The 11,779-nt window shown below is 73.1% G+C and carries 9 protein-coding genes; 5 read left to right on the top strand and 4 right to left on the bottom strand.

The features are described from left to right. Positions 1-9: 9 nt before the first annotated feature. From OG210_RS01250 to OG210_RS01240, 3 genes are all read left to right on the top strand, one after another. Positions 10-2,001 carry a prolyl oligopeptidase family serine peptidase gene (locus OG210_RS01250; protein WP_371534819.1) on the top strand — a complete coding sequence of 664 codons (1,992 nt, stop codon included), beginning with the start codon at positions 10-12 and terminating at the stop codon, positions 1,999-2,001. After that, entirely contained in the window at positions 1,998-3,080 is a 1,083-nt protein-coding gene (locus tag OG210_RS01245) for an LD-carboxypeptidase (RefSeq protein ID WP_371534817.1), read from the top strand. The genes OG210_RS01250 and OG210_RS01245 overlap by 4 nt, the downstream gene beginning before the upstream one ends. Positions 3,081-3,142: 62 nt before the next feature. Continuing rightward, positions 3,143-3,697 (top strand): GNAT family protein, encoded by a 555-nt coding sequence (locus OG210_RS01240; protein WP_328333534.1) that lies wholly within the window; start codon positions 3,143-3,145, stop codon positions 3,695-3,697. 170 nt (positions 3,698-3,867) lie between these two features. Here OG210_RS01240 and OG210_RS01235 read toward each other — a convergent pair whose 3' ends face one another. Beyond that, the gene (locus tag OG210_RS01235; RefSeq protein WP_328333536.1) at positions 3,868-4,203 is read right to left on the bottom strand and encodes a DUF6204 family protein; all 336 of its coding nucleotides are present in this window, start codon (positions 4,201-4,203) and stop codon (positions 3,868-3,870) included. A 296-nt stretch (positions 4,204-4,499) separates the two neighbouring features. Here OG210_RS01235 and OG210_RS01230 point away from each other — a divergent pair, with 296 nt between their 5' ends. After that, complete coding sequence (locus tag OG210_RS01230; protein ID WP_328333538.1) at positions 4,500-6,440, top strand: DUF5107 domain-containing protein; 1,941 nt, start codon at positions 4,500-4,502, stop codon at positions 6,438-6,440. Between the two features lie 36 nt (positions 6,441-6,476). On the opposite strand, the gene OG210_RS01225 is transcribed toward OG210_RS01230, so the two are convergent. Together OG210_RS01225 and OG210_RS01220 are read right to left on the bottom strand one after the other, a co-directional pair. Further along, complete coding sequence (locus OG210_RS01225) at positions 6,477-6,845, bottom strand: VOC family protein (RefSeq protein ID WP_328333540.1); 369 nt, start codon at positions 6,843-6,845, stop codon at positions 6,477-6,479. Positions 6,846-6,941: 96 nt separating this feature from the next. Continuing rightward, positions 6,942-7,751 carry a methyltransferase domain-containing protein gene (locus OG210_RS01220; RefSeq protein ID WP_328333542.1) on the bottom strand — a complete coding sequence of 270 codons (810 nt, stop codon included), beginning with the start codon at positions 7,749-7,751 and terminating at the stop codon, positions 6,942-6,944. A 325-nt stretch (positions 7,752-8,076) separates the two neighbouring features. On the opposite strand from OG210_RS01220, the gene OG210_RS01215 reads away from it, so the two are divergent. Next, the gene (locus OG210_RS01215; protein ID WP_328333544.1) at positions 8,077-9,945 is read left to right on the top strand and encodes a transketolase; all 1,869 of its coding nucleotides are present in this window, start codon (positions 8,077-8,079) and stop codon (positions 9,943-9,945) included. 106 nt (positions 9,946-10,051) lie between these two features. Here the strand turns inward: OG210_RS01215 and OG210_RS01210 are convergent, their stop codons facing one another. Beyond that, a complete protein-coding gene (locus OG210_RS01210) occupies positions 10,052-11,557 on the bottom strand; it encodes a phosphatase PAP2 family protein (RefSeq protein WP_328333546.1) in 1,506 nt (501 codons plus the stop codon). Between the last annotated feature and the right edge of the window lie 222 nt (positions 11,558-11,779).

The following is an 11,779-nucleotide window of genomic DNA, read 5'->3' as shown; positions in this document are numbered from 1 at the left end:
GTTGGCAGCATGGCATCCACCGGGGCCTACGGAACGTGGCCTTCACCGATCGACGCCGCCCTCGCGGCGTCGCAGGACGGCCGTCCCGAGTTCGTCGGCACGGTCGGCGAGGAGGTGTGGTGGACCGCGCCGCGCCCCGCCGAGGGCGGCCGGCGCGCGCTGGTGCGGCGGCGGGCGGACGGCCGCGAGGAGACGGCCCTGCCCGCTCCGTGGAACGTCCGCAGCCGGGTCATCGAGTACGGGGGGCAGCCCTGGGCCGGAGCGGTGCGGCCCGCGGGCGGACCGCTCGTGGTCTTCGTCCACTTCGCCGACCAGCGGCTCTACGCGTACGAGCCGGACGCGCAGGACGGCACGGGGCAGCCGAGGCCGCTCACCCCGGTCTCCGTCGTGGGCGGCGGACTGCGCTGGGTGGACCCGGAGATTCACCTGGACCGCGGCGAAGTCTGGTGCGTACTGGAGGAGTTCACCGGCGGCTCGCCCACCGACGTGCGCCGGGTCCTCGCGGCCGTACCGCTGGACGGCTCCGCTGCCGGGGACCGGGCTGCCGTACGCGAACTCTCCGACGGGGGGCACCGTTTCGTCACCGGCGCACGGCTCTCGCCGGACGGGCGGCGCGCCGCGTGGCTGGGCTGGGATCATCCGCGGATGCCGTGGGACGGGACCGACGTCATGGTCGCCGATGTCACGGACGACGGCCTCTTCGAGGGGGCCCGGCACTTCGCCGGGGGGCCCGGCGAGTCCGTCGCGCAGGTCGGCTGGACGGCCGACGGGCGGCTGCTGTTCGCGTCCGACCGCACCGGCTGGTGGAACCTCTACCGGGCTGACCAGGACGGCGCGGCCGTCGCGCTCTGCCCCCGCGACGAGGAGTTCGGCGGACCGCTCTGGAAGATCGGCCAGAAGTGGTTCGAGCCGCTGGACAGCGGGCTGATCGCCGTCGTCCACGGAGCGGGCGGCACCGCGCTCGGCGTACTGGACCCGGAGACCGGCGAACTCGTCGACGCGCCGGGCCGCTGGAGCGAGTGGGCCCCGGCCCTGTCCGCGTACGGCAGCCAGGTGGTCGGCCTCGCGGCGAGTCCGCGCTCCACGTTCGAGATCGTCGAACTCGACACCAGTACCGGCCATATCCGGGTCATCGGCTCCCCGCACCGGGACGCGGTTGATCCCGCCTACTACCCCGATCCGCAGACCCGTACGTTCACCGGGCCCGGCGGCCGGGAGATCCACGCCCACATCCACCCGCCGCACAGCCCGGACCTGACCGCACCCGACGGCGAGCTGCCGCCCTTCGTGGTCTGGGCGCACGGCGGCCCCACCAGCCGTACGCCGCTCGTACTCGACCTGGAGATCGCCTACTTCACCTCGCGCGGCATCGGCGTGGCCGAGGTGAACTACGGCGGTTCGACCGGCTACGGCCGGGAGTACCGCAACCGGCTGCGCGCGCAGTGGGGCGTCGTGGACGTGGAGGACTGCGCGGCCGTCGCCGGGGCGCTCGCGGACGAGGGCACCGCCGACCCGGCCCGGCTCGCGATCCGCGGCGGCAGCGCGGGCGGCTGGACCTCGGCCGCCTCGCTGGCGTCGTCCGGTGTCTACGCCTGCGGCACCATCATGTATCCCATCCTCGATCTGACCGACTGGGCGTCCGATGACGGCACCCACGATTTCGAGTCCCAGTACCTGGAGACCCTCATCGGGCCGCTCGCCGAGGTTCCCGAGCGGTACCACGACCGCTCGCCCGCCCAGCACGCGGACCGGGTGTCAGCGCCGTTCCTGCTGCTCCAGGGGCTGGATGACGTGATCTGCCCGCCGGTGCAGTGCGAGCGGTTCCTGGACCGGATGGCCGGCCGGGGCGTGCCGCACGCCTATCTGACGTTCGAGGGCGAGGGGCACGGTTTCCGCAGGGCCGACACCATGGTCCGCGCGCTGGAGGCCGAACTCTCCCTGTACGCACAGACCTTCGGCATCGACCGGCCCGACGTACCCGCCCTGGAGCTGGAGCAATGAGCCTCACGCCGCCGCCCATCACACCTCCGTCCCTCACGCCGCCGTCCACCCCTCCGCCGCCCCTGACATCCCCGTCCCTCACGCAGTCGTCCCTCGCCGCGCGGTCCCCGGCGGCTCCCGGCCCCACGCCGCCCGGCATCGCGGCACCCGCCCTGGTGCCGCTGACCCGGCCCGCCCGGCTGCGGCCGGGTGCCAGGGTCGCCGTTGTGTCGCCCAGCGGGCCCGTCCCCGAGGACCGGCTCACGGCGGGGCTCGACATCCTTCGCGGCTGGGACCTGGACCCGGTCGTGATGCCCCATGTGCTCGACAGGCACCCGCGGTTCAAGTACCTCGCGGGCGCCGACGAGGCGCGCGCCCGCGACCTCCAGACGGCCTGGTGCGACCCGGAGGTCTCCGCGGTCCTCTGCGCACGCGGCGGTTACGGCGCGCAGCGCATGACCGATCTGCTGGACTGGGCGGCGATGCGCGCGGCCGGGCCCAAGGTGTTCGTCGGCTACAGCGATGTGACCGCGCTGCACGAGGCGTTCGCGGTACGGATGGGGCTCTCCACCCTGCACGGCCCGATGACCGCGGCGCTCAGCTTCATCGAGAACGCGGAGACCCAGGAATCCCTGCGCGCCACGCTGTTCGAGCCCGACACGGTCCGCACGCTCGGCCTCGGCACCGCCCGCACCCTGGTCCCGGGCCGGGCGGCCGGAATCACCTTCGGGGGCTGCGTCTCGCTCCTCGCCGCCGAACTCGGCACTCCGCACGCCCGTCCCACCGGGCGAGGCGGGCTGCTGCTGATCGAGGACATCGGTGAGGAGGGCTACCGCATCGACCGGATCCTCACCCAGCTGCTCCGCTCGGGCCTGCTGGACGGCGTCGCGGGCATCGCTCTCGGCTCCTGGGAGGAGTGCACCCCGGGCGACGAGGTGCGGGAGGTACTGCTGGACCGGCTCGGCGGTCTCGGTGTCCCGGTGGCGGGGGAGTTCGGCTTCGGGCACTGCTCCACGGCGCAGACGATGCCGCTCGGCGTACCCGCGGTCCTGGACGCAGGCGCGGGCACCCTCACCCTGGACGTCCCGGCACTGATCTGAACCGCCGGGGCGCGAACCCGGGCCACCCGTAGCGCGCGCCCCGGGCGGTCTAATCTGGCCCGATGTCAGACACGACCGAATATCTGGCCTCGGGGCCCCGGGTGGGCGTACGCGCCTTCTCGTACGAGGACGCCGGGGAGTTCACCGCACTGGTACGGGAGAGCAGGGAACTGCACCACCCCTGGCTCGCCCCGCCCGCCGACCCCGAAAGCTTCCTGGTCTACGCGCGGCGGCTGATCGAGGACCCGACCAAGGCGGGCTTCCTGGTCTGCGAACGGGAGGGTGAGGCGGCCGGGCGCATCGCGGGGTTCATCAACATCAACAACATCGTCGAGGGCGCGTTCCGGAGCGGGGCGCTCGGATACGGCGCGTTCGCGCACGCCGCCGGCCGGGGCCTGATGGGGGAGGGGCTGCGCCTGGTGATGGCGTACGCCTTCGGCCCGCTCGGCCTGCACCGCCTTGAGGTCAACATCCAGCCCGCCAACGAGGCGTCGCTGACGCTGATCCGCCGCGCCGGCTTCCGGCTCGAGGGGTACTCGCCGGACTTCCTCTTCATCGACGGGGTCTGGCGGGACCACGAACGCTGGGCGTTCACCGCCGAGATGACGGTCCGCTGACGGCGGCACCGCCGAACGGGCCCCCGGGCCCGCCGGATCCCCGGGCCCGCCGGACGGACCCCTGGACTCTGCCCTCTGGAGCCGGGGCCGTCTTCCGGACCGGACCGCTCGGGACCCGCCTTCCGGACCGTTCCGGACCGTTCCCGACCGCCCCGACCGCGTCGGCCCGGTCAGCGGCCCTTGCGGTTGATTTTCATGGTGTCCATGTCCGTCACGGTCGAGCGCAGTGGCCCGAAGCCGTGCCCCAGCTCCTTCAGCGCGGTCTCGGCCCGGTCCTCGGCGATGGCGCCCGCCATCTCCTCGCCGTCCGCCGCGTCGGAGACGACGACATAGCGGAACGAGAAGTGCTTCAGAACCCTGTCGTAGGTGAGGGAGCCCTGCTCGGTGAAGTGCATCTGCGTCAGCCCGTGGTCGTCGACTTCGGCGAGCAGCCGGGTCCGTGAATCGTCGGTCAGCCCGTCCCAGGTGCCCCGCACAATGACCCGGTAGGTGTGCTGCTCGGCCATCTCGTCCGCCCTCGTCTCGTTCGTACACCGTTCCCGGCGAAGGGTACGGGGCGCTCCGCGTCCGGCGCCGACCAATTTTATTTCGAGCGGCCCGCCCATTTCCCAGAGAGGCCGTCCGCTTCCTGCGAGCGGCCCGCCGCGTGGATCGGGCAGCCTTTCGGATAAACCGGTCTGCGGGAACCCCTGGTCAGACCTGGCCGGCCGGTGTTCCATGGTCATCAGGGGAGGGGCCGGGCGGACGGCTGCCCCCACGAGCGAGTGAGGTTGCCTTGGCCACGACCGTGCGACGTGCCGTAATGACGCTGCCCGCTGCCCCGTTGGGGCCGGAGAACCCGCTTCCCGCGCTGCGCCCGCTCGACGAGATGCACACCGTGGACGTCGAGGGGCGGGCCGGACTCCCGCACGACATGGCCCGCCAGGTCGGGTACGAGCCGCTGACCAGTGTGCTGCCCGTGCGCGTCCTAGACGGGTACGGCAGGGACCGCACGGCCACCGGCATCGACACGATCGTGATCGAGAACGACCGGCTGCGGGCCACGGTGCTGCCCGGCCTCGGCGGCCGGATCCAATCCCTGTTCCACAAGCCGTCCGGCCGGGAGCTGCTCTACCGCAACCCCGTGCTCCAGCCCGCGGACTTCGCGCTGAACGGCGCCTGGTTCTCCGGCGGCATCGAGTGGAACATCGGCGCGACCGGACACACCACCCTCAGCTGCGCCCCGCTGCACGCCGCGCTGGTGACCGCGCCCGACGGCGGTGAGATGCTGCGGCTCTGGGAGTGGGAGCGGCTGCGCGACCTGCCCTTCCAGGTGGACCTCTGGCTGCCGGAGGACTCCGACTTCCTCTACGTCGGCGTCCGGATCCGCAACCCGCACGAGCAGCCGGTGCCCACCTACTGGTGGTCCAACATCGCCGTGCCCGAGGGCCCGGGGACCCGTGTCCTGGCCCCCGCCGACGAGGCCTGGCACTTCGGCTACGAGCGCAGCCTGCGCCGCGTCCCGGTCCCCGAGTGGAACGGCGCCGACCGCACGTATCCCCTCCGCAGCGAGTACCCGGCCGACTACTTCTACGAAGTCCCGCCCGAGGCAAGGAAGTGGATCGCCTCGCTGGACGAGGAAGGACGGGGGCTCGTCCAGACATCGACCGACCAGCTGCGCGGGCGCAAGCTCTTCCTGTGGGGTTCGGGTACCGGCGGCCGGCGCTGGCAGCAGTGGCTGACCGAACCGGGCACCGTGGGTTACGCGGAGATCCAGGCGGGTCTCGCCCGTACCCAGCTGGAGCACGTACGCCTGGAAGCGGGCGCCGAGTTCAGCTGGCTGGAGGCGTACGGGCCGCTCGAAGCGGATGCGTCGGCCGTCCACGGCGACGACTGGGCCGCGGCGCGCGGCGAGGCGGCGGCCCGGCTCGAAGCCGCCCTGCCCAGGGCCGCGGTCGAGGCCGCCCACGAGGCGTGGCGCGGCAGCGTGGACCGCGAACCGCACGAGATGCTTGCCACCGGCTCCGGCTGGGGCGCGCTCGAAGTGCTGCGCGGCGGGTACAAGCTGCCCGGTACGCCGTTCGACGAGTCCGCGCTCGGCGACGACCAGCAGCCCTGGCTCGAACTGTGCCGTTCGGGTGCTTTCCCGGCGCCGCGCGAGGTCACCCCGCCCGGCCCGTCGCTGGTCTCCAGGCACTGGCGGGACATGCTGGAGACGTCGCGCGCCGAGCCGCTGACGGAGTACCACCTGGGGATCGCCCAGTGGCACGGCGGCGACCGGGCCCAGGCGGTGCGCAGTTGGGAGCGCGGTCTTGAACGGGCTCCGTCCCGCTGGCCGTTGCTGCGCTGCCTCGCGGTCGCCGACCGGTGCGAGGGCCACGACGGGAGGGCGGCCGACCGCTGCGCCGAGGCCTTCGACGACCTCTGCGAGGAGCGCCGCGAAGGCCGGGACTGGACGGCGGTGACGGCCGCCCTGGGGCGCGAGGCGATCGACGTACTGCTCGCGGTGGGACGCACAGCGGACGCGCGGAGCGTCTGGGACCGGCTGGGCCAGGAGACCCGTGCCCGTGGCCGGTTCCGGCTGATCGAGGCCCAGTTGCTGCTCGCCGAAGGGGATGCGGGGGCGGCGCGTGCGGTATTCGAAGCGGGCTTCGAGGTGGCGGACCTCCGGGAGGGCGCGGAGATCCTCAACGAGGTCTGGTCGGCCCTCACGGACGATCCGCTGCCGGAGGCGTACGAGTACCGGATGCGGCCGCGGAGCTGACGGCCCCGGGGACCCGGGGCCGGGCGGCCGTACGGCTCAGGCGGTGGGCCCGGCCCCGGTCCCGTTCCTGTCGACGTACTCGAACACCGACCCGTCGGGGTGGACCGCGATCAGATTGCGGCCCACCGGGGTCGGTACCGGCCCCGCGATGACCTGTGCGCCGACCTCGGTGAGCGTGGTGAGGGCCTCGTCGACATCACGTACCGCGATGGTCGCCGTCACCTTGCGCAGAATCTCCAGCTCCGACTCGGGACCGCTCATCAGAAGGAAGAAGCCGACCGCGGCGACGGACACCCCGCCGCGCTCGAAGCGCAGCGCTTTGGCGCCGGTCAGGCGTTCGTAGAAGAACACCGAAGCTTCGAGGTCGGCGACGCAGATACGCAGAGTCGTTCCCAGGATCTCCATGCGGAGAAGCCTAGTTGACGTCAGATCCGGGGCGGCGGGAGCGGGCCCCGGGGCGGCGGGAGCGGACCCCGGCAGCCCCGCCCCCTCCGGGGTGCCTCAGACCCGGCAGAGGATCTCGCCGTGCGGTACCAGGAACCACCCGTCGTCCTGCGCGCCCCACTCGCGCCAGGCGTCCGCGACCGCCGCCAGCTGCTCCGGCGTCGCGTGGCCGCCCTCGACCGCCTGCTGCGCGTAGACCGATTCGGTCGTACGGTCCGCCCACAGCCCGCTCCACCAGGCGCGCTCCTCCTCAGTGGCGAAGACCCAGTTGGTGGCCGTCGTCCTGATGTCCGTGAAGCCCGCCTGCCGCGCCCAGGAGAACAGCCGCCGCCCGGCGTCCGGTTCGGCGCCGTTGCCGTGGGTGACCCGGTGGTACAGGTCCAGCCAGTCGTCCATCACCGGGGACTCCGGGTACCAGGTGAACGCCCCGTAGTCGGCGTCGCGCACCGCGACGATGCCGCCCGGTTTGGTGACCCGCCGCATCTCGCGCAGCGCCTGCACCGGGTCGCCCACGTGCTGCAGCACCTGATGCGCGTGGACCACGCAGAAGGTGTCGTCCGGGTAGTCCAGCGCGTGGACGTCCGCGACCGCGAAGCCGGTGTTGGTCAGGCCGCGCTCGGCGGCCAGCGCGCGCGCCTTCTCCAGGACCCCGGGCGCCCTGTCCACTCCGGTGACGCTGCCCTGCGGGACCAGGGCCGCCAGGTCGGCGGTGATGGTGCCGGGGCCGCAGCCGATGTCCAGGATCCGCATATGGGGCTTGAGCTCGCCCACCAGATACGCCGCCGAGTTGGCGGCGGTCCGCCAGGTGTGCGAGCGCAGCACCGACTCGTGGTGACCGTGGGTGTATACGGCTGTCTCTTCCGGCATGGCGGATCTCCCTGTTCGACGTCGAACTCATCCGAAGTGGTGTCACCACCGTAGAGGTTCCTGCCGAATAGTGAGATACCTATCTCGCATATTGATACCCGCATTCTGGTACCTGGATGTGGTGCGCCGATCGATTCACGGGGGCCGGCCGGGGCGGTGTCTCTGCCGCCAAGCCGGGGAAACGTGTGCGCGTCGCGGCGCACCGGGTACGCGGTGCTGTGCGACCGGGACAGGCTGAGCAACGGGCACGCCCACCGATGGGGCGGCCCGCTCGACACCGCACCGCCGGCCCGGCTGAAGGTCCGGTCGCGGGAAGGGAACAGCAATGACCACGTATCAGCACGCGGAACTCTTCGAACTGGCCCAGCAGCTCCGCGTGGACGCGGTGCGCGCCGCGGACGCGGCAGGCTCCGGGCACCCCACCTCATCGATGTCCGCGGCGGACCTCGCCGCCGTACTGCTCGCCCGGCATCTGCGCTACGACTTCGACCGGCCTGACCATCCCGGCAACGACCGCTTCGTCCTCTCCAAGGGGCACGCCACACCGCTCCTGTACGCGATGTACCGCGCGGCGGGGGCCATTGACGACGAGGAACTGCTCACCTTCCGCAAGGAGGGCAGCAGGCTCGAAGGCCATCCGACGCCGCGCATTCCCTGGGTGGACGTGGCCACCGGATCGCTGGGGCAGGGGCTGCCGGTCGGCGTGGGCATGGCGCTCGCGGGAAAGTGCCTGGACCAGGTGGACTACCGGGTCTGGGTGCTGAGCGGGGACAGCGAGATGGCCGAGGGCTCCGTCTGGGAGGCAGCCGAACACGCCGGGTTCGAGAACCTCGGCCGGCTGACCCTGATCGTCGACGTCAACCGGCTCGGACAGCGCGGACCCACCCGGCACGGCCGTGACCTCGCGGCGTACGGGCGCAGGCTGCGGGCCTTCGGCTGGCACACGGTCGAGGTCGACGGGCACGACATCGCCGCAGTCGACGCCGCGTACGAGGAGGTGCTCGCCGTCACGGACAAGCCCACGGCGATCATCGCGGGCACCCGCAAGGGACGCGGGGTGGCCTCCGTCGAGGACCGCGAGGGCATGCACGGCAAACCGCTGCCCGACGCCGCCGCTGCCGTCGAGGAGCTGGGCGGCCGGCGGTCCATCCGGGTCGACGTGCACAAGCCCGCCGATGTAGAGCCACAGCGGATCACCGGCAGCGGGGAGCTCGTGCTGCCGCGCTACGAGAAGGGCGACGAGGTCGCGACGCGCAACGCGTTCGGCGAAGCGGTCACCGCCCTCGGCACGGCTCGCGGCGAAGTGGTCGTACTGGACGGGGAGGTCGGCGACTCGACCCGCGCCGAGTTCTTCTCGAAGAAGCACCCCGAGCGGTACTTCGAGTGCTATATCGCGGAACAGCAGCTGGCGGCGGGCGCGGTCGGTATGCAGGCGTGCGGCTATGTTCCGTTCGCGTGCAGCTTCGCCTCGTTCCTCACCCGGGCGCACGACTTCTTCCGGATGGCGGCGGTCGGCGCCGCCGACATCAACGTCGTCGGCTCGCACGTCGGTACGGCGATCGGCCAGGACGGCCCGTCCCAGATGGGGCTCGAGGACCTGGCGATGTTCCGGTCGATCCACGGCAGCACGGTTCTGTATCCGAGCGACGCCAACCAGGCGGCCCGGCTGGTGGCGGAGATGGCGGACGCGCACGGCATCCGCTATCTGCGCACGAACCGCGGGGAGACCCCGGTCATCTACGGGCCCGACGAGGAGTTCCCGGTCGGCGGCAGCAAGGTCCTGCGCTCCGGCGCGAACGACGAACTGACCCTGGTCGGCGCGGGCCAGACCCTCCACGAGTGCCTGGCGGCGGCCGACATCCTGGCGCAGGAGGGCATCGCCGTGCGGGTGATCGACCTCTACTCGGTCAAGCCCGTGGACGCGGGGACCCTGCGGACCGCGGCGGACCAGACGGGCTGCCTGGTCACGGTGGAGGACCACCACCCCGAGGGCGGTCTGGGGGACGCGGTCGCCGAGGCGTTCACCGACGGCAGGCCGGTGCCCCGGCTGGTCCGGCTCGCGGTCGGCAACATGCCGGGGTCGGCCACCCCGCAGGAGCAGCTGGCCGCGGCCGGCATCGACGCGCGGAGCATCGCGGCGGCCGCCCGGCTGCTGGTGGAGAGGGCGGTGATCCGCCCGGGCTCTGCTGCCTGAGCGGGGCTGCCTGCGGGCCGGGCTGCCTGAGCGGGGCTCCGCCGGTGGGGCATCGAGAAGACCTGGCCGGAGGCCGGCCAGGTCTGTCCCGATGTGACGGACGCCGCTACAGCGGCAGTGGACGGTACACCGTGAGCGCCTCGTCGTCCTTGTCGATCCACAGCGTGGGCGGTGCCTCCGTGATCTCCCCGTCGAAGGCGAGCGGCGTGCCGGGCGCCAGTCCGGCGACCCGGACCCGGCGCAGCCGCTGCGCCGCGTGCACGGGGGAGCGGGACAGCGGCCCCGCGAGCGCCGCCGCCAGCAGCCGCAGCCCGGGCAGCCGGCCGCCGTGCACCACCCGGACATCCAGCAGCCCGTCCGCCAGATCGAAACGCCGGCCGGGGGTCGGCCCCATCTGCTGGTACATGCCGTTGCCCGCGAACAGCATCCACAGGGTCCGCTGTTCGCCCTGGAACTCGGCCCGGAGCGGCCGCTGCGAGCTGAGCACCCGCGCCGCCGCCAGCACCCCGGCGGGCCAGCCGCCGATCTTCGGGGACCAGTGCTCCCTGATCCGCACCAGCTCCGGATAGGAGCCCAGGCTGAAGGTGTTGAGGAAGTGCCCCGGCCCGCCACCGGGCCCGTCCGGCCCCGGTGTGAAGCGGCCCAGGTCGACCTTGACCGCGTCGCCGGATGCCAGCGCCCGGCAGGTGTCGTGGACCTCCTCGATCCCGACGTCGTACGCGAAGTGGTTCAGGGTGCCGCCGGGGAAGACGGCCAGCGGCACACCGTGCCGGGCCGCAACCACGGCCGCCCTGTTGACCGTGCCGTCCCCGCCGCAGATGCCCAGGGCCCGGCAGTTCCGCGCGGCCTTCTCCAGGGTGGCCACCAGCTCGCCCGGATCGCACTCCACCACCTCGGCGAGCGGCAGCGCGTCCCTGACGAGGGCCGACTTGGCCGCGGCCGAACCCGATGCCCTGTTGACCACCACGACGAGATCCTCGCCACCGGGCAGGACCGGTGCCTCGGTGTGCGGGCGGCCGGGGGCGGGCAGCTGGTCGCGGGTCGGTACGAGCCCCCGCACCGCGAAGGCGGCACCCACCCCGAGCGCCGCCCCGATCACCACGTCGCTCGGGTAGTGCACCCCGGTGTAGACGCGGGACGCGACGACGCTGACGGCGAGCGGCGCGACGACCGCGCCCCAGCCCTTCGACTCCAGTGCGACGCCCGTGGCGAAGGCGGCGGCCGAGGCCGCGTGCCCGGAGGGGAAGGACGTGGTGAGCGGCTGCCGCTTGAGCTGTCTCATCACCGGTACGGCGTCCAGTATCGGTCTCGATCTGCGGACCGACCGCTTGGCCACCGTGTTGACGACGGCCGAGGCCACGGCCAGCGAGGTCACCCCGCGCAGCGCGGCCCTCCGCGCCCGGGTCGAGCGGCCCACCGCGGCGATCCCGGCGGCGGCGCCGAACCAGAGCAGGCCATGGTTGGCGCTGCGGCTCAGCCGGGGCAGCACCGGCGCCGCGGCCGGCCAGTGCCGGACGGCCGCGGACCGGAACAGGGCCTGGTCCCGGGCGCCGAGCCAGCCCGTGAGCCGTTCGAAGCGGACCGGGCCGCTGTGGGGGACGGCGGATGCCATGGAGACCAACCCTCTCAGTGATCGTTTACGCGCCCCGGACGGCTGCCCGTGCGGCGGACGGCCCCGTGCGGCGGCTCTGCTGACCGATCGTCGTACCCCGTCCGGCCCGGTAGATGCCTCCGCCGGTCCCGGCGCGTCGTCACACGTCGCGGGCGCCACCGGCCGGACCTGAGCGCCGGAAGCCCCGACAGCGGGCGCGGACCCCGCCCGGAGAGGCCCGGT

The sequence above is a fragment of the Streptomyces sp. NBC_00466 genome (genome assembly GCF_041433995.1).
Taxonomy (GTDB): domain Bacteria; phylum Actinomycetota; class Actinomycetes; order Streptomycetales; family Streptomycetaceae; genus Streptomyces.
This window is presented reverse-complemented; position numbering and strand designations above follow the sequence as displayed.

Coding starts and splice junctions, on each gene's coding strand:
- OG210_RS01245 (WP_371534817.1), top strand. CDS start 1,998: ATGAGCCTCACGCCGCCGCCCATCACACCTCCGTCCCTCACGCCGCCG.
- OG210_RS01215 (WP_328333544.1), top strand. CDS start 8,077: ATGACCACGTATCAGCACGCGGAACTCTTCGAACTGGCCCAGCAGCTC.
- OG210_RS01240 (WP_328333534.1), top strand. CDS start 3,143: ATGTCAGACACGACCGAATATCTGGCCTCGGGGCCCCGGGTGGGCGTA.
- OG210_RS01220 (WP_328333542.1), bottom strand. CDS start 7,751: ATGCCGGAAGAGACAGCCGTATACACCCACGGTCACCACGAGTCGGTG.
- OG210_RS01250 (WP_371534819.1), top strand. CDS start 10: ATGGCATCCACCGGGGCCTACGGAACGTGGCCTTCACCGATCGACGCC.
- OG210_RS01230 (WP_328333538.1), top strand. CDS start 4,500: ATGACGCTGCCCGCTGCCCCGTTGGGGCCGGAGAACCCGCTTCCCGCG.
- OG210_RS01210 (WP_328333546.1), bottom strand. CDS start 11,557: ATGGCATCCGCCGTCCCCCACAGCGGCCCGGTCCGCTTCGAACGGCTC.
- OG210_RS01235 (WP_328333536.1), bottom strand. CDS start 4,203: ATGGCCGAGCAGCACACCTACCGGGTCATTGTGCGGGGCACCTGGGAC.
- OG210_RS01225 (WP_328333540.1), bottom strand. CDS start 6,845: ATGGAGATCCTGGGAACGACTCTGCGTATCTGCGTCGCCGACCTCGAA.